This is a genomic window from Sorangiineae bacterium MSr11954 (assembly GCA_037157815.1).
Lineage (GTDB): Bacteria > Myxococcota_A > Polyangia > Polyangiales > Polyangiaceae > Pendulispora > Pendulispora albinea.
The window spans coordinates 5,779,785-5,806,356 of record CP089984.1 but is presented as its reverse complement, the minus strand read 5'-3'; the positions used below and the strand labels follow the sequence as shown (position 1 = coordinate 5,806,356).

The following is a 26,572-nucleotide window of genomic DNA, read 5'->3' as shown; positions in this document are numbered from 1 at the left end:
GATTCCGAAGAAGACTGCTTCGGGAGGTTAGCTATTCAATGATGGTGATTGCCTGTTTTGGGGGTCATCCCGAACCAACTACGTCCCGCAGGAAGCGTATCGACCGTTCTGCCAATTGATCGCCGTTGCCCCCGAGATCACCGGCGTTGAACTCGAGGGCTACGACGCCTGCGTACTCGGTTCGATCGAAGGCCCCGAATATCTCCCGAAAGTTCAGCTCTCCTTCCCCGAGCGGAAGATGCTTGTGGACGCGATCGCGCATGTCTTCCATTTGGACGTGAATCGTATGTGCGGCGAATGTCTCGATGATCTCGCCCAGCGGACCATCCTCCGTGCAGTGCGCGTGGCCTACGTCGAACGTACATCCCATGGCTTTGTTCCCCACGTCCCGCGCGAGCGCGATGTACTGCGACCCGGTGCGGAGGAACATCTCCGGATGCCACTCGACCGCGATGCGCTGCCCCACCTTGGCGGCGTGCTCGGCCAAGGTGCCCATGGAGTCGACGAGGAGATCCCACGTGGTCTCCTCGCGGAGCCCCTCGGGCGTGTACCCGGAGTGGACCATGACGCACTCCACCTGCATCTCCGCCGCGAGATTCAACGAATCCCGCACGAAATCGACCCAGGCGCGCCGTGCATCCGGCTCTGCGCAGATGGCGCTCGGGTAGTGGCGGCGGGCGGTGAGCACGTGGCGCCCGCCCGTACCGAGAACCATGCGCAGCCCGACCTCGCGGCACGCGCGGCCCACGGCCCCGAGCTGGGTGGGCGAGTGGTAGTGGGGATGAAAGCGATCGCGATCGAGCTCGAGCTCGACCCCTTCGTAACCGAGCTCGCCGAGCTTGTGCACCAGCTCCAGCATCGGCCGCCCGGCCGCGAAGCCGCACGTACTGTACCCCAAAGCGTATTTTCGGCTCATCGTCGCAATATGGCTCCTCCATGCCCGAACGGGCATCAAGCATCGTTGGATGATTTCGTTGCTTTCGTGGCGCGGTGGTCGCGCCATCCATCGTTCATTTCAAAGATTCGTTCGTCCGCTCGGCCTGCACGTCGATGAAGATATGGACGTCGCGCCCGATGAAGACCGGGTGCGAGTCGAGGGCGGAGCTCCAGCGGGAGCCGTAGTGCGTGCGATCGACAGTTGCCTTGGCAACGAAATGAGCCGTGCCGTTCTGGCGCTCTTTCGGCGTGGTCTCGAGCAGGACGTCCCCGCTCACCCCGCGCAGTTGCAGATCCCCGTGCACGCGCAGCTTGCCGCCCGAGGTGCGCTCGACCCGGCGGCTGCGAAAAATGATCTCCGGATGCTGGTCGACGGCGAGGAACGAGCGGCGCAGCTCCTCGTCGCGGTCGCTGCGGTCGGTCTGGATGCTGCGCGCATCGATCCGCACCTCGACCGTCGAGCGGGTGGCGTCTTCTTCGTCGAGCCGGATCTCGCCTCGAAATCGTTTGAACGCCCCCGACACGCGCTGAAATGCCATGTAGCGCACCTCGAAATCGATGCGCGAACGCTCACTGTCGATCTTCCATGCTGCTCCTGCCATGAAAAGAACCTCCGGTGAATCCAATCGCAAGCGCCATGTCCATGGCGCCGTCGAATGACCAAGTGCGATCGACCAGAACGCGTGCCCGAGTCGGTGGCGAAGGTAGGCAGGCGTGCAATTCTGCACGACTGCCTACCGTAGTAGTATAAGAGATGAATACTCGAGAGCAACCCTCGATGTACGCGATTGAATTAATTCGCCCTTCGATGTCGAAAATCGAACATGGCGTAAACCATCCTGGACGTGCCCAAACGTAGCTGACTCCAATTCATCGATTGCCAAAGGGTCGCGGCGGGAGGCTCCGCAAGTAAGCCCAGAGCGCTCTTCGCTCCAGCAAGTTCGTTTTGGACAGGTTCTCGTACGGCATGTCTGGCGAGAGCTTTCGTCCGTCGGGGCGAATGCCCGTATCGAGCACCTTCGAAAAATCGTCGAAGGTCCATTTTTCGAGGCCCGTCGAATCCGGCGTGAGGTTCGCCGGGGTGGCCATGGAAGCCGGCGCGCCGGGGATGCGTCCTCCGCTCAGGCCCTGGCCGTGGCACGTGCCGCAACCGCGCGCCAAATAGGCGCCGTAAGCTGCGGTGGGCTCCGGGGTGATGGGCGCGTCGGTGGGCCGCGTGTGATCGATTTTTCGAGCCACGTCGACGGTGACTTGGCCGGTGCGATCGAGGACCTTGGCCAGGGTGCCGAGGCTGCTCTTTCCGCTCGTCTGATCGACGGGCGGCACGCTGCGTACGTACGAGACGATGGCCATCACCTCTGGCCCCGGCATCCACCCGAACTCGTGGCACGGCATGAATTGAACGCTGCGGCCGTCGCGCTTGATGCCATGTTGAATGAGCCGAACGAGCTCCCCATCCGAATAGGCCGCGGCGGCCGATCCCGGTCCGGGTGTGATGTTCGGTCCAATCACCGTCCCCAGCGGCCCCAATTGGAGTGGGTGGCCGCCGGCCAAATTCGATCCATGGCATTCGGAGTTGGCGCAGGATCCGAGGGAGCGGGCCAGGTGGTCGCCGCGCTCGAGGACGGCGGGGTCGGTCGATCGCACGACCTGCTGCGGGACGGGCACGTCGTAAACGCGCTCCACGCTCGCATCGTATGCGCGAACTTGGAACAGCACCCACGCGCCCGCCGCCGCGACGAGCGCCAGAACCCCGACACCAATCCCCGCTAAAATCCGTTGCCAGCGCGATTTCATGTACCTCGAGCCCTCGCTCCCCTCAATACCGGTTTACGCAGCAGCAGCAGATTCAATGCGGCCGCCGCCACGCCCATGACCAAATTGGCCCAAATCATGATTTCCATCAGCGGCCAGATCGTGGTGCACGGCGTTGGGCAGAAGGACACCGCCGTGCCTGCACCCAAGTACGCGAAGTTCACCACGATGTTCAATGCGGCGAGGACGATGGTCCAACCGCGGCTCTCTTGCGCCATGCGCACGATGGCCCACGTCCACACCCCGAAGAGGACCAGGATGCCGAGGAGCATCCAGGCCACCTTCGCCGGCGGATCGTCCGGCGCGGCGAATTCTGGAACGAAGCGCCAATCGAGGAAAAATCGACCCAATCCGCCCAACATGCAGACCAGGGAGACGCCGACGGCGGTGGAGCGGAGCTTCATGGCCCGAGCGCCTACGCGGCGACCTTCGACGTCTCTTTCGACAGGAGGTATGGCCCCATGACCAGGTGGTCCAGCCCCGTCGAATAGAAGCAGCGAATGGCGTCGGCCGGGGAGCACACGATGGGCTCGCCCTTCACGTTGAACGACGTGTTGAGCACGACCGGAACGGATGTCTCCTTTTCGAAGGCCGAGATGAGCGCGTGAAAGGTCGGCGACGTCTTCGCGTCCACCGTCTGCAAACGCGCCGTGTTGTCGACGTGGGTGACCGCGGGGATGTTCGGCTTTCGCACCTTAAGCGCGAACGACATGTACGGTGACGGGACCAGATCTTCGAACCAATCGGACGCCCGCTCCGAGAGCACCGCCGGCGCAAAAGGCCGGAAGGCTTCGCGGTATTTGACGGCCGAGTTGATTCGGTCCTTCATCTCCGCCCGCCGCGGATCGGCGAGGATGCTGCGGTGGCCGAGCGAGCGGGGGCCGAACTCCATGCGGCCCTGGAACCAGCCGACGATGTCGCCTTTGGCGATCAGTCGGCTCGTCTCGCCGTAGGGATCGGACATTTCACGGGGCGACAGCTTGGCGCGCCGGCACTCGTTCAGGATTTGCTCGTTGGAGTAGGCCGGACCCAAATACGGTGTCGGGTCGAAGTCGGACGTGGGCCACTTTTTGGCCGCGATGAGCGCCGCGCCGACCGCCGCCCCGGCGTCGCCCGGTGCATAGGGCACATAGACTTGACGAAAGGGCGTCTCCGCGAGTATACGGCCGTTTACGACGCAATTGAGGGCCACGCCGCCCACCAGGCAGAGCGAATCGATCTTCGTGCGCGCGTGGAGGTGGCGCAGCACATGGTACATGGCCTCTTCCACCCGATGCTGGAGCGCGCGCGCCACCGCGCGATGGCGGTCGGTGATCTCTTCGTCGGGCTTTCGCGCCGGCCCCAGGTGCTCGGCCACGCTCTCCGCGAAGAGAGAGCCAAACGTGAACGGATTTTTATGCCATTGCGTGTAACGCGAATTGATGGCGTACGAGCCATCGGGGCGAAGGAGCACCAGCTCCTGGAAGAACCGATCGAGCTTTCGATCCGATTCGCCGTAGGGCGCCAGCCCCATCACCTTCCATTCGTCGGAGGTGTGCTTGAACCCCAAGTGCTGGGTGACGGCGGCATAGAGGAGCCCCAGCGAGTGCGGCAAATCGATGCTTCCCAGACGCTCGCAGCCCGTGGGCCCTGCCGCATACGAGGTGGTGCACGCTTCGCCACCGAGTCCGTCGGCCACCAAAATCGCCGCTCGCTCGAAGGAGCTGGTGGCATATGCCGCCGCCGCATGCGTCAAGTGGTGCGGCAGGCATACCACCTCGGGCAGCTGCTCGTTGCGCACCCGCGCGTATTCGCGCAGCTGGAAGAGAAACGACTGCTGAATGTAAAACTCGGCCGCGTGCTTGCTGGCCATGAGCTGCAGCATGTCGCCCGACTTATGGCCGTTCTTGTACTTGACCAGCTTGCCCATCCAGCCGAAATCCAGCCGCGAGTCGGCATAAAAGGCGATTTTCTGGAGATCGTGGAGGCGGAGCTCGTGCGTTTCCAGCACGTGGGTCAGCGCGGAGGAGGGAAATACGAGCGCGTTTTTTATGCGCGACAATCGCTCCTCCTCGATGGCGTAGGTGACTCCTTGTCCGCTCGATTCGTACGCGAGAGCTACCGTGGCGTCGTGCGCCACCCCCGAGATTCCCAGTACCGGCATGACGTCACTCTCTCTCCCTTTCGACGGCGCTCTTTAGCGCGGCGAGCGCCGTACCAAGCATTCGACGATTCATTCGATCGAGCAGCGGCACGAGAGGACGCATGATACGAGAGTAGTCGGAAAGACAACGATACGTTGCCCGTGTTCCCCCCGGCTCCTCGACGAGGTCGAGGGCCATTTCGTACGTCCACCCGGGCGCGCGCCCAGTAAGCGAGCTCGCACGAGGCGGCTCGTAGCGTGTGATGGTCTCATCCAGCTTTTGATGGAACGGCCCGAACTTCAGCGTAAATTGCATTCGTGCGCCCAAGGAGCGGCGCGTCTCGCCGATGACCTTCACGTCGACCACATTTGGCGCCCATCGCCGGAATGCCTCGAGGTCGTCGTAATGGTGCCATACCTTCGCCATGGGCACGTCGACCACGACGGATTCGCTTACCTCGGTGCGCATGGTTCGTTCCATTCTTTCTCGTCTCGGATCCGATGAGGCGACGGTTAATCACGTAGCTGTCATCTTACGGCTCTGAATCCGCCGGTTGCGCACGAGCTGAGGGGCTCGCAATAGATGTTGTTTGGACAGCTCGAGATAAGCCGCAATGGCGCGCAGGGCGAAGACCGAGGCGTAGTGCGATGAGGTGTAGCCTTCCCACCCGCTATAATTGCATACGTACGACGAGGGCCAAGATCCATCGGCATTTTGCTGCTCGAGCAGAAATCGCATGGCGCCCTCGATGGCATTCATGGGGCGAGCGCTGGGCCGGCTGAATTTGCAAAGTCCATACACCGCCATGGCCGTGTGCTCGACGTTGGATTCGCGTGTGCGTGTACCGTACCAGTCGAAACCCCAGCCGCCGTCGTTGTTCTGGGTGCGAACGAACAAGTAGAGGGCGCGCTCGATCTCGGGATCGCCGGGGGAGCGGTACCCCGCGGCCACCAGCGCCTCGAGCGCCAAGGTCGTTCCGTAGGTCGCGCCGCTTATCCAGAAATCGAACCAGCTGCCGTCCGGCTTTTGTTGCTCGAGCAGCCATTGGCAAGCGCGCACGATCCGCGGATCCTCGGGGGAAACGCCGAGCCCGAGCAGTCCTTGGATGGCGCGCGAGTTGTTCGAAGGGGTCAGTGGACTCGCAAGCCACACGCTCGGATCCATCGTGAGCAGACCGCCGCCCTCGTGCTGAAAACGAAACAGCTCGGAGACGATTTCATCGCGGTGGGCCGTGGCATAAGGGCTTTTGGCCCGCTGCAACGCCATGAGCGCCGCGCCGCTGTCGTCGCTGTCCGAATCGCGATGTCCGAACGACCCTGACGATGATTCCCACGACCACGACCAAATGCGGCTTGGGGTCCGCGCGCGATGCAAAAATTCGCAGGCGCGCACGATCGCGGGATCGTCTTCTTCCGCGCCCAGCTCCAGCATGGCGAGCACCGTCAGGCTGGTCTCGATGACATTGGTGGCCACCATGGTCGTGCGCACGTAGCCACCCGCGCGGTAGCCGACCCGCTCGATGGCGCCCACGAAGCGTTTGGCGTCCTCCTCGCGGCCATAAGCCCGCAAATACTCGAGGAGCGGTGGCGCAAAAAGCAAATAGTACGTGGAGCCATCGGGGTACAGATATCGTTCGAGGTACGGCACCAGGTGCGCGGCTGAGGCTTCGTGTCCTGCCGAGAGTGGACGATCGCTCCCGGCCCGCTGCTGCAGCGCCAGGAGGGCTGCCCCATTTCCCAGTATGGAAGGAGGCGACAGCGCGTACGGCTTCTCGCGAACCGATGGCCAGACACACGTCGTGGCCAGATGGGAAAAGAGCCGCGCAAATTGCTTGTTGCCGGAGCCGCGCTCGAGCGCTTTGTGCGTCGACATGGCGCGCACCAGCCGTGGCGTGACATGTGCAGCGAGCAAATCGCGAACGGCGGGGCGCGGCGGGCGATGGTTCGCGATCTCCGCGCGGGCGGAGGGCTCGAGGATCCAGCGCTGCATCAGCGTGGAAGGCGACAGCGGGAGGGGGCCCGTCTCCTTCAAATAGAGGGAGGCCGCGCGAACGGCGCGGGAGTCGGGCCGGCAATGGCGGAGCAAGAGCCACGCGTCATACGTGACCTGCGGCTGCGCGTCGGACTCGGGGCAGTGCGCGAGGCCCCCGCCGGGCTTCGCGTACGTCTCGATTTGATCGCATATATCGGACAAAACGGGCGATTTTGGATGGTGGCCGCACGCGACGAGGGCCGTGCCATAGGCCACCAGCACGGCGAGCGAGCGCCACTCCGCGAGCCAATAACCCTCTGCGGACTGCAAGGCCCGCATGCGATTCACTCCTCTTCCGATCGCCTGCTCGATAAGCTGGTTCATCGCTTCCTTTCTCGAGGAAAAACCAAGAAACGACCCTAAATGATCGCGAAAGGCAGAGAAAGCCTTTAGGAAAAAATTAGGATTACGCGCAAGACCAGTAAGACCACCAAGACCAGTAAGACCACTAAAACACGCCTGGTGCGCGACGAGCGTGGTGGTCGACGTAATCATCACCGCGCGCCGTGTCGAGAGCTCGAATCCGGGGACGTGCGCGGGATCTGGGGGCGTCAGGGCGGCCGATGGGCGCGCTCCCGCGCAATGAATCCTAACACTTTACTAAATGCCAATTAATGCCACGGTTCGAGCCCCAAAACCCGTAGCGCGCGACTTGTCGCCGTGTGCGTGGACTGTTGTTGTGGAAACGACTGCATCCCCACGCGACGCGCGTGAAATGACGGGGAAAGCCGATTTGCGCGCCATTCGCCGGATCGTGATGTGCGGCAATGGCGTGAGTGGATCCCCCGTTGGAACATACTGTCGTCAATTCGAGGGACACGAGGAGCGGAATCGTGCTCCTCACGAAGAACTCCCGCGCCCGAGCGGATCGAGCCGTGCTTTGTCGGAGACGAAACGAGGCAAAAACATTCCCCGCGTCCGGCAATACGTGGCATAGATTTCACCGAAGTGCGCGCCGAGGATGCCCTCCTCCACGCGCGCCATGACGTAGAACCCTGGCGCAAATACGATAGGGATTAGAAAAGGCCAGCTGCGCAAGAGGCATGCCGCTGCGACGTAACCAAGAAAGAAACTGGTATACATCGGATGTCGGATATAGCGATAAGGCCCCGTGTCCGCGAGCCCGTGGTCTCTCTTGAGTCCAGGCGCGCCAGCCCAAAATTCTCCCAGTGCGCGATGGCACGCATAGAACATCACCGTGGCCAGAGCGAGGAGCGTCGCGCCGGTGACGTCCAGCGCACGTGCCAGCAAAGGAGGCGTAATTTCCACCGAATCGAGCGGGATCACGCCGGGGATCGGCGTGATCATCAGCATCATGAACCAGCTCCAACTCGATATCGTCGCGGCGCTGCGGGCAACGGGGAGGTGCCGCACCGTCTCCGTCCGCACGGGGCGGACCTTCGTCTTCGCCTCGTAGTAAAATCGAATCCCTGCTGCGATGTAGATCAGGAACCCCGCGATCAACCGTCTACTAATTTCGGTAATTTCGATTTCCATGGCGCGCGATATCCATTGTGTCGATTTTCTATTGCGTTAGACTCACCCGGTCGTATGGTGACGTCGGTACGGTGTTTATGCAAGACACAATGAGCACTTTGCGATCAACGTTCGCTGCTGAGATCCAGCAGGTCGATAGGGCGCTGGCTTCTTATCTTGGTAAGTTCGCGCAGCCCCCATCACACTATGAAATGATTCGTTATCACCTGGGGCTCCAGCCGAACGGTGATGGCGAAGCAGAGAGTAGTTTGCACGCACGCGGAAAGCGGCTGCGCGCGATAGTTTGCTTGCTCATCGGCCGTTCCATGGGTGCCAAGGGCGATGTCCTGACGACACTCATGTTGGCCTCCGAGCTGCTTCATAACGCGAGCCTCGTTCATGACGATATTCAGGATTCCGAGCCGATGCGGTGGGGGAGGCCCACGGCTTGGATGAAGTTCGGCATCGATCAAGCCATCAACGTCGGTGACGCGATGGTGGGTATGGCTTTCGACTTGCTTCTCAAACTTCGGCATCAAGGCGTTTCGTCGGCAGTTGCCATCGAGACCACCGATCGTTACGTGAATGCTTATCTTCGCATGGCCGAAGGTCAGCACTCCGATATGGTCGGCGCCCGTGCCGATATGACACGCACCGAGTACCTCGATATGATCGAGCGCAAGACGGCTGCGCCCCTCGAGTGCTTCGCGGCTGCAACGGCGCTGGTCGCCGGGTCGGCCCCGGAGATGGAGAGGAGCTTCGGCCAGTTCGGGCTCGGCTTCGGCATGTTGTATCAAGTATGCGACGACATCCGCGCCATCTGGGGAGATCCCCTGGAGACGGGGAAGAAGTCGCGACGCGATATCGAGCTGCGAAAACCGTCGCTGCCCTTGGTCATCGGCATGGAGCGCGCCTCGTCGCGTCTCAAGGCCTTGATCGCGGCACCGAAGGGCTCTCCGCTCCTCACGGAGGCCGAGGTGGGCGAGGTCACGTCCGAGCTCGCGAACGCCGAGGTGTTTTCGGCATGTCGCGAGATCGCCGATCGATACCGCGACGAAACACTGGAGCATTTGTATTCGGCCTTGCGAGGCCACCCCGATGGCACGACGTTGAAGACACTCGAGATGATGGTACGCCTGTGCGCCGCCACCGCGGTGCCTGGTGAAAAATGACTTAGACAGGGCAAACGGAGAGGCAATGGAGAACGAAGAAATCGAGCGCACTATCGAGCAAACGGTGCAGCGTTATCAAGAACACGTCGATCCGGGTCTCGGCTTTTACATGCAGGCCACCCTGGGCGACGTGGTGGAGTGGGAGGCACACGGGAACGAGGTCCGCGATATGCGCGGCCAGACCTGGTACGACGCGCTGTCCTTCATGGGCGTCTTCGGCATCGGGCATCGTCACCCCAAGGTGGTCCAAGCGGTGCGCGATCAGCTCGACCGCATGCCGATGAACGCCAGGTACTTCTTCAATAAGCCGCAGTCCGACCTGGCCGCCCGCTTGATCGAGATCGCCCCGCAGCGCAGCGTCAAGAACGTGTTCTTCTCGAACAGCGGCTCGGAGGCGGTCGACGTCGCCCTCAAGTGCGCCAAGTTCACCACCGGGCGCCAGGAGATCATCAGCACCGTCGAGTCGTACCACGGGGTCACGGTGGGCGCGGTCGCCGTCAGCGGCATGCGCCACTTCCGCGAGGGCATCGAGCCGCTGCTCCCGGGCGTTCGCTTCATCCCGTTCGGCGACGTGTCGGCGCTCGACGCCATCACCGAGAAGACGGCGGGCATCATCATCGAGCCGGTGCACGCGGGCCTCGGCTCCAAAATGGCGCCGCCCGGCTACTTCGCGGCGCTGCGCGAGCGCTGCGATCGCACGGGCGCCATCTTCATCGACGACGAGGTGCAGACGGGCCTCGGGCGCACGGGCAAGCTGTGGGGGATCGACCACCACCCGGGCGTCGCGCCGGACATCATCTGCATGGGCAAGGTCCTCTCGGGCGGCGTGATGCCGCTGGGCGCGACCCTGTACTCCGAGCGGGTGGCCGACGCCATCAGCAAGCGGCTCATCTTCAACACCAGCACCTTCGGCGGCGGCGAGATGGCGTGCGCGGCGGGCTTGGCGGCGGTGAACGTCATCGTCGAGGAGGATCTCGCGGGCCAGGCGGCGCGCGGCGGTGAAGTCCTCGGCGCGGAGCTCCGGGCGGTGGCGCAGCGGTTCCCGAACATCATCAAGGAAGTGCGCGGCGTCGGGATGATGTGGACCATCGAGTTCTCCGACTGGCTCGCGTCGTTCTTCGTGTTCCCGCAGATGATCCGGGAGCACCGCATCTTGGTGGCGCCGCATTTGAATCGCATCGACATGATTCGAATCAGCCCCGCGCTCAACGCCCGGCACGAGGATCTGGTGCGGGTCGGCCAGGCGCTGGGTGCTTCGCTCGCCAGCTACCGCGAGCTCGATGCCTCGTCGCGCGAGGCCTACGAGTACGCGTTCAAACAGGCGCTCAAAAACTCGGTCGAGAAGAGCCAGCTCGAAGAGTCGGGCTTCGTTCAATAGAGGTGAGGGAAAAAGATGGAATCTAGTACTTTCGCATTTCCGTCCCTCGAGTGGGCGCAGGAGCTCGCCAATCGGCTCAACGCGCGGACCGATTACCGCGATTCGAGCGAGAACTGGAAGGGCACGCTCGTCATGTCCATCATGGCGGAGCCCGGCCAGCTGGCGAGCGACGTGAACATCGCGCTCGATCCGACGGGCGGCACCATCAAGGACGTTCACCTGACGGACGAAGCGGGCAAGAAGCAGGCGACGTTCACGCTCCTGGGCAAGTACCCCGTGTGGAAAGATATCCTGGCGGGCAAGTACGATATCCTGACCGCGGTGATGATGGGCAAAATCAAGCTCCGCGGGCATCTGTTCCGCCTGATGCTCCAGCTCAAGACGCCCGAAATCATCCTCAAAGAAATGCGCGGCATGCCCTCGCGTTTCGCTGACGCGGAATCCGCACATTGAGCAGTCCGCTGGTGAATGGGCCGTTGGTGCACGAGTCGCGCCCCGGCCCAGGGCAGTGGGCGCGGTCGTGGTTCGACCTGGTTCGAATTTACAACGTCCCCATTCCGCTATGTGGAATGTTGGCGGGCGCCTATGCTGCGCCGGTCGAGCCGACGCTTCGATTCCTGGTGGTCATCTTCGCTGCGATCGTAGGCTCGGCCTCGACGCAGTCCTTCAATGACTACGAGGATCGAGCGTCGGACGCCACGCACGCGCCCTTTCGCCCCATTCCCAGCGGAAAGCTGAAGTCGTCGAGCGTCCTCTTCGGCGGCCATTTGTTGGCCGTCATCCTAGCGGTGGTGAGCTTGGCCCTCGAGCCGATGGCCGTGCTCCCCGTGTTCGGGGCCTTCGCGCTCACGCGCAAATACTCGGCGTTGAAGAAGCACACGGTGCTTCATCATTTGATGATGCCGGGGGCGCTGGCCCTGACACCCCTTTACGGCTCCCTCATCGTTCATGGGCAGGTGCTGCCGCTCGCGTGGATCTCGGCCGCGGGGATCTTCTTGGGCGACATCAACATGAACGTGGTGGGGTCGTTCAAGGATCTCTGGGAGACGTCCGAGCAAGAGCGGGTCCTGCCCGTGGTGATCGGCCCCAAGCCGGCCATCGCGGTGGCCTTGGTGTGCGGCGTGGCGGGCATGGCGGTGCAGGCGGGATCGGTGGTCATCGGCTGGGCACACGCGGGGGCGCTCATCCCGCTGGTTCCGGCCTGCGCCCTGACCATCTGGAGCCGTCTGCGCCTCTACGAGGAGCCGAGCGCGAAGGTGGGCTACAGCGCGCTGCAAGCGGGGCGCATCGCCGAGTGCTTGTCCTTTCCCGCCCTCATCGCCGGCGTGGTGCGCGTGGATCACGCGCTGGCGATCATCTTGTGTCTCATGCTCCTGGCTTTGTATACGCAGACGATCATTCCGGAGAACATTCTTCCCGACAAAGCATCGGCGTTGCTGGACGATGGTCAAACCAATGTACAGAGTGTGAAGTCATGAGCAGATTCCGCTTTTTGTTCATTATTGCGGATTCGTGGGGGCCGCTCGGGTGCACCATCCCCGTGGCCCGCGAGCTCGCCTCGCGCGGTCACGAGGTCAAGTTCGCGGTCTTCGATTTTCACGGGTTCATCAACCGCTCCAACGACATCATCCCGGCCCTGGACGCGGCGCAGATCCTACGCGACGAGGGCCTCGACGTGCTGGAGGTGTCCGCGCCGCCGCTGAAGCTGCCGGGGAAGGTGCCGACGCCCAAGAATTTCCTGTTGGAGTACCGGGCGTTCCAGTCGCTGTTTCGCGATTACTTGATTCCTTATTACGAGCACTGGCTGAAGTACGCCATTCCGGTGTTCCAGAAGTACGATCCGTCGGCGGTGTGGGTCAAAGATCAAGTGCTCGCCGGCGCCATGGCCTCGGAGAAGCTCGGGGTCCCCTGGGCGACGTTCTCCGTGCACACGGGCTTCGTGGAGTCCGACGACAGCTTGCCATGGACCATGGGGCTCTCGCCGCCGGAGTCGGGCCTGGAGCGCATGCGCAACAAGGCGATGAAGTGGGGAATGCGCAAGTTCCGTATGTCCCTGGACGACGTCATCAACGAGGCGCGCGTGCGCGCGGGGCTGCCCGCCATCGAGGACGCGCTCTTCGCGACCCCGGTCTCGCCGCACCTCTATCTCTTGTTCGTGGCGCCCGAGTTCGAGCCGCCGCGCGCGTCGTGGCCGGCGCACGTGCGCTTCGTGGGGCCGTACTGTTGGGACAAGCCTCGAGACTACGCGCCGCCTCGGTCGCTCGAGCGCATCCCTTCGGATCGGCCGCTCGTCTACGCCACCATCGGCACCCTATCGAACCGCATGGAGATCGACTTTTACACCACCATCATGGAGGCGCTCGGAGACCAGCCTTACACGGTGGTGGTGAGCGTGGGCGCGTACAAAGACGATTATGTCGCCTCGCGCTTGCCGAAGCCCCCGGACAACTTCATCGTGGAGAGCTTTCTGCCCAACTCGATGATGATCCCGCGCGCCGACGTGCTCGTGCACCACGGCGGGGCAGGCACCACGATGATGGGGCTCGCGCGCGGCGTGCCGGCGGTGGCCGTGCCGCTCAACCACGAGCACCTGGACTTCGCGCAGCGGCTGGTGGAGCGCAACTGTGGTATTCGCATCGACAAGAAGAAGCTCTCGGCCGAGAACCTGCGCGCGGCCGTGGGGCGCATTTTCAAAGAGCCTTCGTACAAGCAAGCAGCGCAGAAAGCAAAGTCCGAGCTTGCTCGCTACGACGCCGTTCGCTCGTGTGCAAACGAGCTGCTCGGCCTCGCCGCGGGCCAATACATGGCCGAGCGACGATCCATCCAGGCAACGCCGGCCCACTTGGAAGTGAGGTAGATTTCGATGCTCGACGACGTCAGGGAAGCTTATTCGACTGGGATGCCGCCGCAGCTCGCCCGCGGCCTGCTCGCGCTCGACGCCGAGGTGGCCGTTTCGGCGCGGGGTGCGACCGTTCAGACCAAGAGCGGGCGAGAGCTCGTCGACTTGGCCTCGGGCGGGTTTGGGTTCGGCCACCCGCGCATTCTGGAAGCCGTAAAAGAGCAAGTGCGCAAGATGCCGCTGTCGTCGCGCGTGTTCTACAGCGTACCTCTGGCGAGGCTCCTCGAGCGCATCGCCCAAGTGACGCCGGGCGATCTGGCCGTTTCCTTCTTTGGAAATGCAGGCGCCGAGGCGGTGGAGGGCGCGCTGAAGCTCGTCAAGGGCTACCACCGCAAACGCACGCGCGTGGTCTCCGCCATCGGCGGCTACCACGGCGCCACCACGGGCGCGCTGGCCGTGTCGGGCATCGAGAAATTGCGCTACCCCATGCGCGATCCAGCGCGCCGTCCGGTGCAGGCCTCGTGGGTGCCGTTCGGCGACGTGGGGGCCATGGAGCGCGCGGTCGACGAGTCGGTGGCCGCGGTCATCCTCGAGCCGGTGCAGCTGGCGACCGAGGTGGCGGTGCCGCCCGCCGGCTATCTGCGCGCGGTGCGGCGCCGCTGCACCGACGTGGGGGCGCTGCTCATCGCGGACGAGACGATCACCGGGCTCGGGCCCACCGGAAAGATGTTCGGCGTGGACCACGACGGCGTGGTGCCGGACATCATGGTGCTCGCCGGGGTCCTGGGCGGCGGCATGCTCTCCATCGGCGGCTACGTGACCACGCGCGCCATCAACGACAAAGTCTACGACAAGCGCGATCCGTTGCTCCACGCCAACACCACCGGCGGCAACCCGACGGCGTGCACGGCCGCCTTGACGACCTTGGAGATCATCGAGCAGGAGGGGCTGGCCGGGAAGGCGGCCATCTTGGGGCAAAAGCTCCAGCGCCACCTCACCAGCCTCGCCGAGCGCTACCCGGGGGTGGTCACGCGGGCGCGCGGCCAGGGGCTCTTCGGCAGCATCACCTTGGCGGGCGGCACCGAGACGGCGCGCGCGCTGCAGCGGGCGGCCCTCGCGCGCGGCGTGATGGTGCGGGTGTTCGCGCCCGATCCCTCCGTGAACGCCGGGCACGTGGCGGTGCGGGCGCCGCTCACGGTGTCGGAGAGCGAGCTTCAGACCGGGCTCGCGGCGCTGGACGCGGCCCTCGATGCGGTCTTGAACGAGAAGGCGCCGATGAACGGTGTCGGCGCGGGAGTGCAACTTTGAACCACGAGCAAATCAGTCGCATTTACGACGCACACTACAATCCCACGCTCGCGCTCCTGTTCGACATGGCCAAGTGCCCCGTCGAATCGCGATCGCACGGTACGCGCGTCTACGACGATCGCGGGCAGGAGTTCCTCGACTTCGCCTGCGGCTACGGGGTCTTCAGCATCGGCCACACCAACCCGCGCGTCCAGGCCGTGATGCTGCGCCAGCTCGACAAGCTGGCCACCGCGCCGCAGCTGGCCATTCACGAGGCGGCCGCGGAGCTGTCGACCAAGCTCGGAAAGCTCTTGCCCGGCGATTTGAAGCGGCTGTTCTTGTGCGGGAGCGGCTCGGAGGCGGTGGAGATCGCGCTGCGCATCGCCTCGCTCCGCAACCCCAAGCGAACGCGGTTCGTGGCCGTGCACCACGGCTTCCACGGCAAGACCGTGGGCGCGATGGGGGTGACCGGGCAAGACTATCTGCGAAAGCCCTTCGAGCCGATTTGGGCCGACGTGCGCTTCGTCCCTTACGGCGATGTGGGCGCCATGAAGGAGGCCATCGGGGATGGTGCCGCGGCCGTGCTCCTCGAGCCGGTGCTCGGGGGAGGGTTCATCACCACGCCGCCGCGGGGGTACCTGGCGGAGGTGCGTGAGATGTGCAGCCGCACGGGCACGGTCTTCGTCTGCGACGAGGTGCAAACTGGCTTCGGGCGCACCGGGAAGATGTTCGCGTTCCAGCACGACGACATCGTCCCCGACGTGCTCATCCTCTCGAAGGGGTTCACGGGCGGGCACGTATCGATGGCCGCGGCGGTGGTGCGTGACTCCATCGCCAACGAGGTGGCCGAGCTGTCCGCGGCCGATCCGCTGCTCTATATGAGCGATACGGGCGGATCGCCCCTGGCGTGCGCGGTGGCGTCGGAGGCCTTGTCGGTGATCCTCGACGAGGGGCTGGTGCAGCGCGCGGCGGAGATCGGCCCGTACCTGCAGCAGCGCCTGGCGCAGGCCTCGCGGGCCTATCCCAAGTTGGGATTGGGCGCGCCGGGCATCGGCTTGATGACCGGCATTCAGCTTCGAAACAACATGGTGGAGAACGCCGTGTGGCTTCAAATGCTCAAGCGAAGGGTCGTCACCGGGCTCTCGACCAACCCCATGACCCCGCGCCCCGTCATGCGCTTCTTCCCCCCGCTGATCGTCACGCGCGAGGAGATCGATCGCGCGGGCGACGCGCTGGACGATTCGCTCAAGGAGCTCGATCGGGTGCCGGGCTTGGCGCTCGATTTGGCCAACCAGGCGGCCAAGGTCCAATTTCATCTGCCGAAGCCCCTCTTGCGCGGAATTCTGAAGTCGCTGTCGTAGGCCGAGACGAACGAATCAACCGCCGGAGACGCGAATCACCGCCCGAGACGCGGATCAACCGCCAGGGCGCCAGGGTCGCCAAAAGAGAAGAAGTAAAAATTCACTCCCAATTCTTTGGCGGTCCTGGCGCCCTGGCGGTGATCCCTTCTTCGTTTCCTGAGCTCGTATCCCCACGAAATAGCCGGAAGAAAGCACATGGAGAAGCACGGCGACGGGTATTTCAAGAGAGCGGTCAACAATCAGTGGTTGACCTTGGCGGGGCTGATGATCGGGCGCTCGTCGGAGGGGGTGCTCCGGGCCATACCGATTCACCCCGTCTATTCGAGCATCATGGTCACGCAGAATTGCAATTACAAATGCGTGATGTGCTCGTTCTGGCACCGGCATACGCCGAACGAGCTCGAGACGGCCGAGATCCAGCGGGTGACGCGGGAGCTGCGCGAGCTGGGGATCGCGCAGGTCAACTTTACGGGCGGCGAACCCTTGCTGCGCTCGGATCTCGCCGAGATCGTGCGCCAGACGGCCAAAAATGGCTTCGTCATGATTCAAGTGACGACCAACGCGTCCCTGGCGGACAAGGAGCGGCTCACCGAGCTGCTCGAGGCGGGGGTGGGGCGCGTGGCCATCTCGTGCGACGGGGTCGGCACCAACCACGAGACGCAGCGGGGGGTGCCGGGGGCGTGGAAGAAGAACATCGCCGCCCTCGACGCCCTGCGCGAGCTTCGCAGCACGCGCTTTCCGAAGTTGGAGATCGAGCTCGCCATGGTGGCGTCGCGGCATAGCGCGGGGGATCTCGGCAAGATCCTCGCGCTCTGCGAGGAGTACCGGGCCGTGGTCCACTTGCAGTTCTTGGACAACGTGCAGTACTTCACGGGCGACGCCGATTACGATGGCGACAAGCTCGCCCCGCCGGACATCGATGGGCTGATCGACGAGGTGCACCACCACCTGCAGCACTCGGCCGGCATCGATCCGCTGCTCACCCACGAGGGCGTGGAGTACATCCGACGGTATTTGAAGCGCGAGGATCCGAGCATCGACCGGCCGCGCGTCTCGTGCGGCGTGGGCTACGCCATGGTGTACATCGACTCGCTCGGCAATGTGTACCCCGGGTGCTTCGCGGTCTCGCCGATCGGCAATGTGCGCGAGGCGCCGCTGAGCAAGATCGTGAACTCGGAGCGCCATCGCACCTTGGCGCGCGATATGTTCAATATGAATTGCCCCACGTGCCCCAACGGTTATGCGTGGGGCGTCTTCACCAACCCGAGGGCCATCGTCCGCGAGGCCAAGGAGCGCGCGGTCCGGCGCCTCCGCACCTTGGCGGGTTGAAAATAGGAAAGAGCCGGCGATGCGCGTACGTGACGTGGCTCAGAGGGTTCTCCCGTGGGTGGTCAGCGTCGGCGTGTGCGTGGCGCTGCTCTGGCCTTTTCGCGACGAGGGCGGGCGGGCGGTCTTGGCCAGCGCGGTGGGCCGCGCCAGCCCGTGGACATTTCCCATCATCGTCCTCTCGGCGGCGGCGGCTTGGATCACCGACTCGTGGACGACCACCGTGACGTTTCGCCGCTTCGGCACGGATATCTCGTTTCGTGAGGCCTGCCTGACCCGCGGCGCGACATACCTGTTCGACGCCATCACCCCGGTGCTGGGGCAGGCGGCGCTGGGGGTCATGATGTTCCGCCGCGGAACCCCGCTGGCGCGCACGGTCCAAGTCATTTTGCTGATGACCGTGGTGTTCATGATCCAGCTCGTCGCCGTGGCCGGGCTGGGCCTGCTGCTCGGCCAGAGCGAGGTCTCGAACCTCTCCGGGCGGGTGGTGATGCTCACCTTGCTCGGCGCGGGCGTGTACCTCGTGCTGGTCGCGGTCAAGCCACCCTTCGTGGCGCGGCGAAGAGCCTTCGCGCAGCTGTTCGAGATCGGCGTGGGCGGGCATGCCTTCGCCTTCGCCGCGCGCACGCCGAACATGGTGGCCATGTTCGCGGGGCAGATGGCGACGTTGTATTGTTTTGGAATCGCGGTGCCGTTTGCGCCGCTCCTCGTTTACATCCCGGCCATCGTGGTCGTGACGGGGGCGCCCATCTCGGTGCAAGGCATCGGCCCGGCGCAGCTCGCCCAGGTCGCGTTCTTTGCGGGGCATGTCGGCGGTGATCCGCGGGTGGCGGAGGCGACGGTGATCGCTTGGGGTCTCACCACGACCGTGGGGCACGCCCTGGTGTGGTTCCTCATCGGGGTGGGGTGCGCCTTCACGCGCACGGGGCGCACCCTGTTTGCCGCCACGAAGAGCGTCCTTCGGGAGCGAGCCCAGCTCGCGGCGATTGCCGCGCCCGAGTCCGAGTGAGACAATGAGCGAAGCGGGCGCGCTCCGGGCCTCGAGGCTCCTGCGCTCCCGCGCGAATGGCTCGATATGCGCGTACGTCATGTTGCCCAGAGGGTTTTGCCGTGGCTGGTCAGCATCGTCGTATGCGTCATGCTGCTCTGGCCTTTTCGCGACGAGAGCGGGCGCGCCGTTCTGGCCGCCGCCGTGGGCCGCGCCAGCCCGTGGATATTTCCCATCATCGTGCTCACGGCCTTCGCCGGCTGGGTCGGCGACTCGTTGACGAGCGCCATCGTCTTTCGCCGCTTTGGCACCCCCATTACATTCTATGAAATGTGGTGCCTGCGGGGGGCCACGTACCTGTTCGACGCCATCTCGCCGACCTTGGGGATGGCCGCCACGGGGCTCATGATGTTTCGCCGCGGCACCCCGCTGGCGCGCACGGTCCAAGTCATGCTGCTGCTCACCGTGATCGCGATCATCCAGCTGATTGCCATGGCGGGGTTGGGGTTCGCGCTGGGGCAAAGCGAGGTCTCGTCGCTCTCCGGGCGGGTGGTGACGTTCACCTTGCTCGGCGCCGCCGTGTACCTCGTGCTGGTCGCGGCCAAGCCCGCGGTGGTGGCGCGGCGCAGGGCGTTCGCGCAGCTGTTCGAGCTCGGCGTGGGCGGGCACGCGTTTACCTTTGCGGTGCGCACGCCGCCCATGGTGGTGGTCTTCGCCAGCCAAGTGGCCACCCTTCATTGCTTCGGCATTTCGGTGCCGCTGGCCTCGCTGCTCGTGTACGTCCCCGCGCTCCTGGTCGTCACGGGGGCGCCCATTTCGGTGCAAGGTCTCGGTCCGGCGCAGATGGCGCAGGTGGCGTTCTTCGCAGGGCACGTCGGCGGCGATCCGCGGGCCGCCGAGGCGACCGTGATCGCGTGGGGCCTGATCACCACCGTGGGGGCCGCCCTCGTCTGGCTCCTCATCGGTCTGGGCTGCGCCTTTACGCGCTCGGGCCGCATGCTCTTCGCGGCCACCAAGAGCGCCGCGCGCGAGGCCGCCGGGCTCGAGCCTACCGAGAAGATTCGCAGCCGCTCGTGAGCTTCTTGCGCTTCGAGCGGCAGTACGCCCCGATGTAGGAGCCGTCGCCGGCGCCGGTCGTGAAGTTCAGTAAGCCGTTCGCGATGAGGATCCCGAAGTCGCCGTCGACGGGATCGGCGCCGTCGTTCACATGGACGGTGGTCTCGAAGACGGCGTCGCCGTTCAGGCTCAAACGGATGTAGCCGGAGTCCTCGCCGAACATCTGGTGGCCATCGGCGAGCGTGATGATGCTCGCCCCCGTGTAGTTCACGCGCAAGGGATCGACCTCGTCGGGCGCGAACGTCTGGAAGATGAACTCGTAGCGCGCGTCGATCGAGCCCTGGAGCTTTCCGTGCGTGCACATCCCGACGGGCGAGGGGCCGCAGCCGGGCCCCGTCTCGAGCTGCGAGGCAAAGGGCCCGGACGGCGACTCGCAGCGCGCCACATCCACCGCGCGCGGCGCGCTCGCCCCGAGGCTCAGCACGCTCAAGGCCAGGGGCACCAGCGCGGCTTTCATGGTTCGATCACCAGCACGTCGTCGACCCGCCGCCGGAGCGAGCGCGCCGAGGGGGGATCGGCATAAAAGAGCCGGAAGAGCAGGAGCTCGGCGTGATCGGGCCGCACATTCGCGAGCTCGCGGAACCCGTGGCGCAGCCGGCGGAGCTCGGCTTGCTCGCCGCTCGAGAGCCCCACCCCCGCGCCCCGCTCGAGGCGCGCGAACATGTAGAGCAGCACGGTCATCGGTTGAAGGGCCACGCGGCACGCGGTGGCGGTGAGCCACACGTCTTGCATCGCGCGACCCCCGGCGAAATAAGCCTGGGGGCCGGTGCCGGGGATCGTGAGGAGCCCCACCGCCGAGGACGCCACCAGCGCTTTCTTGGCGGGGAGCTCCAACCCTCTTCCGATCCCGAGCTTCTTCGCCAGCTTCATCACCTCGGCGTCCGCCACGAGCCGCAGGCCCACGCGGTCCACGGGCCCGAGCTCGAAGGTGGCCACGTCGAGGCCGTCGCGCCGCGCGAGCACGTCCTGCCGCGTCCAGCGGATCTCGCTCATCATCTCGCTGTGCATGATCGGCGAGAGGCCGCGGATGCGATCGCCTTCGCCCACCAGCGCGCCGAGCGCGGCGCGCGCTTGCTCGTCCTCGATCAGCTCGAGGTGCGCCCCCGCGCGATGGGCGGCCTCCACCAGCGCCGCGCGGTGCGCCGGATCGAGCGGCATCCGCGCGCCCATGCGGCGGTTGGTGGTGCGCTCGATCATGTGCACCGCCAGATCGCGCGTGCTCTCGGGGCCTCGGGGCGACGACCTCGCCCACGCGATGGCGCAAACCAGCTGCGGATCGGGGCCCGGAAAGGGCGTAACCGTGACCTCGCGCCCCATCTTGCGCGCCACCAGCTCGATGTTGCGGGCCAGCGCGCCGAAGGCGAGGTGGGTCGCCGCGTGCTCGAAATCGAGCAACCCGCCGGGCTGCGACGGATCGCGAATGCACAGGATGCGCCCTCGCCGCAGCACGAACTTCCACGGTTGGGTGTTGCCCCCCGATGGGGCGAGGACACCGTAGGCGAGCAAGGCGCGCGCTTCGTCGGCGGTGATGTCCTTGCCTTGCGCGCCGCGCCCCTCGAGCCGGGGCAGCGGATCGCGCTTGGGCGGCTCCTGCATCGCGCGCGCCATGTCGTCTGGCGGTGGGGCAGGGGTGTCGGCGCCCGCGCCATCGCGCACGTGGGACTCCAGATCCACGAAGTAGCGGCCGGACTCCAGGAATTGATCGAGCAGGATGCGCCGCGCGGCGTCGGCGTTGATGGCGCTGCTCAAGGCCACGGCCGACGCCAGCTGGGGCCAGGTGGCCAGCGTGCTGGAGATGTCGAGGAACGAGGCGGCCACGCGCTTCGACAAGGTGGGGCCCACGATGGCGAAGGCGATGGGGATCTTTTCGTAGGCCGTGAGCCCCTCGAGCATCTTGGTGTCGAGCGGCCCCGTCATGCCGTGAAAGAGCGGGCGGTCCGGCTCGCGATCGAAGCGCTCCACGTCGAACAAGCCGCGGTCGCTGGTCCCCATGAGGACCGGGATGCGCAAGGCGCGCGCCCGCTCGCGAAGGCGCACCTTCATGCGCAGATCGTCGGCCTCTTCGAAGAGGAGATCGAGCCCCTCGAGGAACGCCTCGATGTTGGCGTCCGTGATGCCCTCGGGAAAAATGGAGAGGCTCGCGTACGGATCGAGCTCGAAGATGGCGCGCGCCGTCAGCACGGCCTTGTTGACGCCCAGCGCGTGCACCCCCGCGCGCAAGCGGTTCATGTTGCCCAGGCTGAGCGAGTCGAAGTCGGCCAGGCGGAGCGCGCCGCCGATGCCTTCGAGCGCGAGGGTCACCGCGGTGCTCTGCCCCACCGAGAGCCCCACCACTCCGATGGTGAAGGCGCTCAGCCGATCCTGCTCCGCCGTGGTGATCTTGTGCCGGTTGGCGTGGCTGCGCAGCTCGCGGAACTCTTCGCGCGGGAGCACGTGCACCAAGGTCTTCGACCACGGGAAGAAGAACCACGAGCCATAGGCCGCGAGCCGCGTTTGCCCCGTGTGCGCGAGGACGCGCTCGTGAATTTCCCCGGCCGAGAGCTTGCGCGAAGGCGACCGGATCTCCATCAGCTCCGAGAGCTGCAGCTCGATTTCGTCGTGGACGAAGACGGCCTCGCCCGAGTGGCGGAGCCGCGCGAGCTCGGCGCCGTCGTCGTAGCGGACCGGCTCCCAGCTATCGTGGCAAGGGCGGGCGGGCGCTGCGGCGGCGGGGGGAGCGGTCACGGCGTGGTGTGCGGCAAGGGTGGAAGATCGCGCGGCGCGGCGACCTGGTAGATCTGCTCCAACATCTCGGGCACCAGCTCCCAGCGGAGCAAGATGAGAAAGGCGCCCCCCATGTCCTGGAACCCCGCGTCGAGCGCGTGGCCCATGTCGTTTTTGTTGTCGCCCCCCTCGAAGTGGTACGTGAACATCGCCTTGTGGTGCGATTTGTAGAACTCGCGGACGTGGTCCAGGAGCTGAACGAGCATTTCGTTGGGCAGCACCTCGTCGCGCAGCGGCACGATGCGCACCGAATCGAGCAGCCCGAACAGGTGCACGCCTTCGCCCACCAGCTCCACGATGGCGGCCACCATGGGGCCCGCTTGGGTGCGCGCGACCAGCACCTCGCGCTTGCGCAGAATGCCAGCCTTGCCCCAGACGTCGCAGATCGAGCTCAGATCGAAGCGCTCGGGCACCAGATCGAGCGCGTCCAGGTAGATGGGGTTTTTGGTGCGCCCCAGGACCTCGCACACCAAGGCGCGCTCCTCGTCGTTGGCCACGGCGAAGGTGGTCTCGGTGGCGTCGGGCCATGGGCTCATGCGGTCGAAGGTTCGCGTCTGCAGGGCGCGGAACGGCAGGATGTACGAGCGCCCCGAGTCCACGTAGCGCCGCGGGATATCGTAGTAGGCCAACCGCGGAAAGCGCGCGGTCTCCTGCACCATGGCCATGAGCCAATCGGTGTTCGGCGAATCGCGATAGGTGCGCGTCATGATGTCCAGGTGGATGTCGCGCAACACTTGACCGCGCGCCGTCACATGGTTCGGATGGCGCGCCGTCTGGTAGAAGAAGGTGCTGCGCTCGTAGGGGCGGATGGCGGCCACCGAGCCCTCGACCCCGCGCCCCGATGGCCGCACCACCTGGCACCCCAGGTGCGGGGCGTTGGAGATGCGGTGGCAGAACTCACCGAAGCCCTCGCGCTGCGGCAGAAAATCGTTGTGCGATTTGCCGGAGAGCGAAAAGTAGCCCGCGCGATCCAAGAGCTCCCACACCTGCGCTGCAAACGTTCCATCGGCGCGAGTGTTCGGGCACAAGAGGCGGAGCACCTGGTCGCGCCAGCGCCGGCCATCGTCCTCCGAGCGCGGCAAAAGCAGGATACCGGCCACGTCCTCGCCCGACCAATCCCCGGGGTGGCCGACGTGGCGGATGATGCCTCGAAAGTCGAAGCGCTCGCGGTCGTCGGACTGGATGGAGAGATCCTGAATGGCCAGCCCCGGGTACAGCATGTCGGAGAGGCGCTGGGTATCGAAGGCGGCGCCGTCGAGCGACAGATCGATGAGCGGGCGGCGAATGCGCAGCTCGGGCCAGCGCGGGTGCGTGAACGAGATGAACATATCGTTCTCGCGCGGACGCGCCCGGATCCACGCGCGATGCCGGGAGCGCTCGATGCGGGTCGGAACCGCGGTGGCGAGCCGCTCGCCGCGCGCTTCGATGCGGGTGACGGTGAAGCGGTAGACCGAGAAATGGCTAACCATCTCAATCGAGAACGGCGGATTGGGGAACACGTCGTCCGTGTGCCACTCCAGCGGCAGCGCGAGCTCGGGGGTAATGTCCGCCGGGACCAGCCGGGTGAGCGGCCGACCTTGCTCGGAGACGGCGCGCGCGCCGGCGCGGTTGGCCATCAGGGCGCGCAGCACCTCGCGGATGCGGCGCGGATCGGTGATGGTCTCTTGCTCGCGCGGCAGCGCCACATCGTTCTGCACGGCGAGGCCGCGGGCCGTGAGCCGGTCGATCAATGTGAGCAGCTCGCGCACGGCCTGCAGCGGCAGCTCTTTGACCGCGTAGTCGACGACCGTACCCGACGGGGAGGGGACGACATCCACCACCTCGCCCAGGAGCGGTTCGACGTCCGCGTGGAGCTCGAGCACATGGCGCGCCCCGAGATCCGGCGTGCACGGAGCATCCATGCGGGCTTGCAATGTCTCGGCATCGAGCGCAAGCACGCGGAATGTTCGCGCTTCGTCTATGTCACGGCCCGTAAGTGCGTGAGGCGCGAGTGTGAGCACCTGACCCCCAGCACCTACGATGCGCCATCGCGGAGACTGGTCAGCGGACTTATCGAAACGCGCGCACCGCGATGCGTCGTCTGAGGTCGGCGATGGCGATCTCGAGCTCTTTTCCATTCACGGCTTCGGCCCCGAAACCGCGCTGAAACCATGTGCAAGCTTCGGTTGCGGTCGCGAAGACGCGATGGGGATAAGGAGGGCGGGCGAGGAGAATCAGGCTCGACACCACGCCGCGAACGGCGGATGCACGAAAGCCTCCTCCTTCATAGACGACGGCGGAGAAGCGAATGCGGCCCTCGGCGTCGGCGAGAAACTGGCCCAACGTTTGACGGGCCTCGGCCGGCGGAAGCGGTGCGCCGGGCTCCACGATCGTGATGACACCGACGCCTTCGGGATACCCTTTGGTGAACTCTTCGAAGCTTTTCGCCATGATTCGAAGTCCGGCCATCGTCGTGTTGACGCGCCAGATATCGATGTAGAACTGGTTCCACCGTGCGAGACAGTAATCGGGGCTGACCGCGTCCACCCGCGCCGGAGCCACCGTCACCGTGCTCATGGGATACAGCTTCTCCTGATTTTCCACGTTCGCCCCCGATACAGCCTACTCAGGCTACTCATCCGCTGCTCTTGCTTCTCGCACGAAATCGCGAATGCGAGCTGAGTCTTTCTTTCTTGGATTCCCCTCGAGCTCGACCCCGCTCGCCACATCGATGGCATAGGGCCGAACCGCGCGAATGGCATCCCTCACATTCGCGGGGCCGAGCCCGCCCGCCAAGGTTAGTTTGCGCGCACGCGCGAGCTTTTGCACCAAGCTCCAGTCGAAGACTCTGCCGCTCCCGCCCAGGACCCCGGGCACCTTGGCGTCGACCAACAAATATTCGCCGGGGTACTCCGATGCTGCAGCAACGTCTTCTTCGTTGCCAATGCGCACCGCTTTGTATGCATGAGGCAATAGCGGGATCAGCTGATACGGCGGCTCGTTCCCATGGAGCTGCAGGCAACCGAACTCCGAGCGAAGCGCGAGCATGTCGGAGAGCGGCATGTTCGCGAGGACGCCCACGGTGAGCACGTGCGGCGCGCTCTCGCCGAGGGCGCGCACGATCGCGCGCGCGGCATCGAGGGTGACATAGCGCGGGGTGCCGGGGACCAGGTTGATGCCGATGGCATCGGCGCCGAGCTCGGCGCACAGGCGTGCGTCGTCGGGGGTGGTGATGCCGCAGATCTTGATCTTGGTCATTGCACGTCTTCGGGGGGGCCGGCTTCGGGCGGGGCGGGGATCTCTTCGGCTTCGGCGGCTTCGGGGCTGTCGTGGCCTTCGAGGCGGTCGAGTTGGAGCCAGAGATCGTCGAGATGGAGCTCGAGCCCCTCGCAGCCGGGCACGGAGGTGATGCGTCCCTCGAACGCGCCGAGCGCGAGGACATAGCGGCCGTCGGATCCCAGCTCGAAGATCTCGACGATGCGCGCGTCGGGATCGACGAGCCAGTAGTACCTTATGCCGAAGGCCGCATATTCACTCAACTTGGCGACGCGATCCCGCCGCCGGTCACGCGGGGCGTGGGAGATCACCTCCACCGCGATATCGGGTGGAAGGCGAACGAGCCCGCGTGGCTCGGGTCTTCTCCCCGGGAAGAAGACGGTGAGATCGGGTTTTCGTCCGCGGTTCGTGGTGACGCCGAACTTCACCTCGGAGGCCGCCGCATGCCCGCCGCGCGGCGCGATCCATTGGAGCAGGAGGCTGCCCAACCACAGAACGACGAAATCGTGGATGAAGCTCCCCATCTCTTCCTCCTCGAGATACCCATCGACCAACTCGCCCGACTCGCCGTCATCGAGCTCGGCCCATTCTTCGAGGGTCATCAAGCGGGGATTCGCGTGCGCCACCATGGCTGAATCTTACCGCAGTCGGTTCGCGGGATCTCGCTTCTCGACCGCGCGCTCAGCCACGGATGAGCTAGTTCTTC

Annotated in this window: 24 protein-coding genes; 10 read left to right on the top strand and 14 right to left on the bottom strand. The window is 65.2% G+C overall.

Translation table 11 applies throughout. The features are described 5' to 3' along the window. Positions 1–64 precede the first annotated feature (64 nt). The 8 genes from LZC94_22305 to LZC94_22270 all read right to left on the bottom strand — a co-directional run bounded on the left by LZC94_22305 (position 65) and on the right by LZC94_22270 (position 8,402). On the bottom strand, positions 65–916 hold the full coding sequence (locus LZC94_22305) for a sugar phosphate isomerase/epimerase (GenBank protein ID WXB19942.1): 852 nt from the start codon (positions 914–916) through the stop codon (positions 65–67). 94 nt (positions 917–1,010) lie between these two features. Continuing rightward, the gene (locus LZC94_22300; GenBank protein WXB19941.1) at positions 1,011–1,538 is read right to left on the bottom strand and encodes a YceI family protein; all 528 of its coding nucleotides are present in this window, start codon (positions 1,536–1,538) and stop codon (positions 1,011–1,013) included. A 268-nt stretch (positions 1,539–1,806) separates the two neighbouring features. Continuing rightward, complete coding sequence (locus LZC94_22295) at positions 1,807–2,733, bottom strand: hypothetical protein (protein ID WXB19940.1); 927 nt, start codon at positions 2,731–2,733, stop codon at positions 1,807–1,809. After that, positions 2,730–3,155, bottom strand: a complete 426-nt coding sequence (locus LZC94_22290) for a hypothetical protein (protein ID WXB19939.1) — start codon at positions 3,153–3,155, stop codon at positions 2,730–2,732. The genes LZC94_22295 and LZC94_22290 overlap by 4 nt, the downstream gene beginning before the upstream one ends. Before the next feature lie 11 nt (positions 3,156–3,166). Then, positions 3,167–4,894, bottom strand: coding sequence for a hypothetical protein (locus LZC94_22285; GenBank protein ID WXB19938.1), 1,728 nt, complete (start codon positions 4,892–4,894; stop codon positions 3,167–3,169). 4 nt (positions 4,895–4,898) lie between these two features. Further along, positions 4,899–5,342, bottom strand: coding sequence for an SRPBCC family protein (locus tag LZC94_22280; protein WXB19937.1), 444 nt, complete (start codon positions 5,340–5,342; stop codon positions 4,899–4,901). Positions 5,343–5,390: 48 nt separating this feature from the next. Continuing rightward, a complete protein-coding gene (locus LZC94_22275; GenBank protein WXB19936.1) occupies positions 5,391–7,184 on the bottom strand; it encodes a hypothetical protein in 1,794 nt (597 codons plus the stop codon). A gap of 561 nt (positions 7,185–7,745) precedes the next feature. Further along, complete coding sequence (locus LZC94_22270; GenBank protein WXB19935.1) at positions 7,746–8,402, bottom strand: isoprenylcysteine carboxylmethyltransferase family protein; 657 nt, start codon at positions 8,400–8,402, stop codon at positions 7,746–7,748. Between the two features lie 77 nt (positions 8,403–8,479). Between LZC94_22270 and LZC94_22265 the strand changes: the two genes are divergently transcribed. From LZC94_22265 to LZC94_22220, 10 genes are all read left to right on the top strand, one after another. Then, positions 8,480–9,553, top strand: a complete 1,074-nt coding sequence (locus LZC94_22265; GenBank protein WXB20228.1) for a polyprenyl synthetase family protein — start codon at positions 8,480–8,482, stop codon at positions 9,551–9,553. Positions 9,554–9,578: 25 nt separating this feature from the next. After that, positions 9,579–10,931, top strand: coding sequence for an aminotransferase class III-fold pyridoxal phosphate-dependent enzyme (locus LZC94_22260; GenBank protein ID WXB19934.1), 1,353 nt, complete (start codon positions 9,579–9,581; stop codon positions 10,929–10,931). Positions 10,932–10,946: 15 nt separating this feature from the next. After that, the gene (locus LZC94_22255) at positions 10,947–11,384 is read left to right on the top strand and encodes an SCP2 sterol-binding domain-containing protein (protein ID WXB19933.1); all 438 of its coding nucleotides are present in this window, start codon (positions 10,947–10,949) and stop codon (positions 11,382–11,384) included. Next, complete coding sequence (locus LZC94_22250) at positions 11,381–12,409, top strand: UbiA prenyltransferase family protein (GenBank protein ID WXB19932.1); 1,029 nt, start codon at positions 11,381–11,383, stop codon at positions 12,407–12,409. Before LZC94_22255 ends, LZC94_22250 begins: the two co-directional genes overlap by 4 nt. Further along, on the top strand, positions 12,406–13,788 hold the full coding sequence (locus tag LZC94_22245; protein WXB19931.1) for a hypothetical protein: 1,383 nt from the start codon (positions 12,406–12,408) through the stop codon (positions 13,786–13,788). Before LZC94_22250 ends, LZC94_22245 begins: the two co-directional genes overlap by 4 nt. Before the next feature lie 6 nt (positions 13,789–13,794). Beyond that, the gene (locus LZC94_22240; protein WXB19930.1) at positions 13,795–15,078 is read left to right on the top strand and encodes an aspartate aminotransferase family protein; all 1,284 of its coding nucleotides are present in this window, start codon (positions 13,795–13,797) and stop codon (positions 15,076–15,078) included. Continuing rightward, positions 15,075–16,418, top strand: a complete 1,344-nt coding sequence (locus tag LZC94_22235; protein WXB19929.1) for an aminotransferase class III-fold pyridoxal phosphate-dependent enzyme — start codon at positions 15,075–15,077, stop codon at positions 16,416–16,418. Before LZC94_22240 ends, LZC94_22235 begins: the two co-directional genes overlap by 4 nt. Positions 16,419–16,613: 195 nt before the next feature. Continuing rightward, positions 16,614–17,747: a radical SAM protein gene (locus LZC94_22230; protein ID WXB19928.1), complete on the top strand. Its 1,134-nt coding sequence runs from the start codon at positions 16,614–16,616 to the stop codon at positions 17,745–17,747. A gap of 19 nt (positions 17,748–17,766) precedes the next feature. Continuing rightward, complete coding sequence (locus LZC94_22225) at positions 17,767–18,753, top strand: flippase-like domain-containing protein (GenBank protein ID WXB19927.1); 987 nt, start codon at positions 17,767–17,769, stop codon at positions 18,751–18,753. Between the two features lie 129 nt (positions 18,754–18,882). Continuing rightward, a complete protein-coding gene (locus LZC94_22220) occupies positions 18,883–19,809 on the top strand; it encodes a hypothetical protein (GenBank protein ID WXB19926.1) in 927 nt (308 codons plus the stop codon). On the opposite strand, the gene LZC94_22215 is transcribed toward LZC94_22220, so the two are convergent. The 6 genes from LZC94_22215 to LZC94_22190 form a co-directional block, all read right to left on the bottom strand. Then, positions 19,781–20,305 (bottom strand): hypothetical protein, encoded by a 525-nt coding sequence (locus LZC94_22215; protein ID WXB19925.1) that lies wholly within the window; start codon positions 20,303–20,305, stop codon positions 19,781–19,783. The two genes, LZC94_22220 and LZC94_22215, sit on opposite strands and share 29 nt — an antisense overlap. Continuing rightward, entirely contained in the window at positions 20,302–22,572 is a 2,271-nt protein-coding gene (locus LZC94_22210) for an Rv1355c family protein (protein WXB19924.1), read from the bottom strand. The genes LZC94_22215 and LZC94_22210 overlap by 4 nt, the downstream gene beginning before the upstream one ends. After that, positions 22,569–24,548, bottom strand: coding sequence for a hypothetical protein (locus LZC94_22205; GenBank protein WXB19923.1), 1,980 nt, complete (start codon positions 24,546–24,548; stop codon positions 22,569–22,571). Before LZC94_22205 ends, LZC94_22210 begins: the two co-directional genes overlap by 4 nt. Positions 24,549–24,660: 112 nt before the next feature. Then, positions 24,661–25,167: a hypothetical protein gene (locus LZC94_22200; GenBank protein ID WXB19922.1), complete on the bottom strand. Its 507-nt coding sequence runs from the start codon at positions 25,165–25,167 to the stop codon at positions 24,661–24,663. 54 nt (positions 25,168–25,221) lie between these two features. Then, on the bottom strand, positions 25,222–25,848 hold the full coding sequence (locus LZC94_22195) for a phosphoribosylanthranilate isomerase (GenBank protein WXB19921.1): 627 nt from the start codon (positions 25,846–25,848) through the stop codon (positions 25,222–25,224). After that, positions 25,845–26,495: a Uma2 family endonuclease gene (locus LZC94_22190; protein WXB19920.1), complete on the bottom strand. Its 651-nt coding sequence runs from the start codon at positions 26,493–26,495 to the stop codon at positions 25,845–25,847. The genes LZC94_22195 and LZC94_22190 overlap by 4 nt, the downstream gene beginning before the upstream one ends. Between the last annotated feature and the right edge of the window lie 77 nt (positions 26,496–26,572).

Bases quoted from the DNA above. Each gene is read 5' to 3' on its own strand.
- LZC94_22270 (WXB19935.1), bottom strand. From the start codon at position 8,402: ATGGAAATCGAAATTACCGAAATTAGTAGACGGTTGATCGCGGGGTTC.
- LZC94_22285 (WXB19938.1), bottom strand. From the start codon at position 4,894: ATGCCGGTACTGGGAATCTCGGGGGTGGCGCACGACGCCACGGTAGCT.
- LZC94_22215 (WXB19925.1), bottom strand. From the start codon at position 20,305: ATGAAAGCCGCGCTGGTGCCCCTGGCCTTGAGCGTGCTGAGCCTCGGG.
- LZC94_22190 (WXB19920.1), bottom strand. From the start codon at position 26,495: ATGGTGGCGCACGCGAATCCCCGCTTGATGACCCTCGAAGAATGGGCC.
- LZC94_22260 (WXB19934.1), top strand. From the start codon at position 9,579: ATGGAGAACGAAGAAATCGAGCGCACTATCGAGCAAACGGTGCAGCGT.
- LZC94_22240 (WXB19930.1), top strand. From the start codon at position 13,795: ATGCTCGACGACGTCAGGGAAGCTTATTCGACTGGGATGCCGCCGCAG.
- LZC94_22220 (WXB19926.1), top strand. From the start codon at position 18,883: ATGCTGCTCTGGCCTTTTCGCGACGAGAGCGGGCGCGCCGTTCTGGCC.
- LZC94_22275 (WXB19936.1), bottom strand. From the start codon at position 7,184: ATGCGGGCCTTGCAGTCCGCAGAGGGTTATTGGCTCGCGGAGTGGCGC.
- LZC94_22290 (WXB19939.1), bottom strand. From the start codon at position 3,155: ATGAAGCTCCGCTCCACCGCCGTCGGCGTCTCCCTGGTCTGCATGTTG.
- LZC94_22195 (WXB19921.1), bottom strand. From the start codon at position 25,848: ATGACCAAGATCAAGATCTGCGGCATCACCACCCCCGACGACGCACGC.
- LZC94_22305 (WXB19942.1), bottom strand. From the start codon at position 916: ATGAGCCGAAAATACGCTTTGGGGTACAGTACGTGCGGCTTCGCGGCC.
- LZC94_22280 (WXB19937.1), bottom strand. From the start codon at position 5,342: ATGCGCACCGAGGTAAGCGAATCCGTCGTGGTCGACGTGCCCATGGCG.
- LZC94_22225 (WXB19927.1), top strand. From the start codon at position 17,767: ATGCGCGTACGTGACGTGGCTCAGAGGGTTCTCCCGTGGGTGGTCAGC.
- LZC94_22300 (WXB19941.1), bottom strand. From the start codon at position 1,538: ATGGCAGGAGCAGCATGGAAGATCGACAGTGAGCGTTCGCGCATCGAT.
- LZC94_22200 (WXB19922.1), bottom strand. From the start codon at position 25,167: ATGAGCACGGTGACGGTGGCTCCGGCGCGGGTGGACGCGGTCAGCCCC.
- LZC94_22255 (WXB19933.1), top strand. From the start codon at position 10,947: ATGGAATCTAGTACTTTCGCATTTCCGTCCCTCGAGTGGGCGCAGGAG.
- LZC94_22230 (WXB19928.1), top strand. From the start codon at position 16,614: ATGGAGAAGCACGGCGACGGGTATTTCAAGAGAGCGGTCAACAATCAG.
- LZC94_22265 (WXB20228.1), top strand. From the start codon at position 8,480: ATGCAAGACACAATGAGCACTTTGCGATCAACGTTCGCTGCTGAGATC.
- LZC94_22245 (WXB19931.1), top strand. From the start codon at position 12,406: ATGAGCAGATTCCGCTTTTTGTTCATTATTGCGGATTCGTGGGGGCCG.
- LZC94_22295 (WXB19940.1), bottom strand. From the start codon at position 2,733: ATGAAATCGCGCTGGCAACGGATTTTAGCGGGGATTGGTGTCGGGGTT.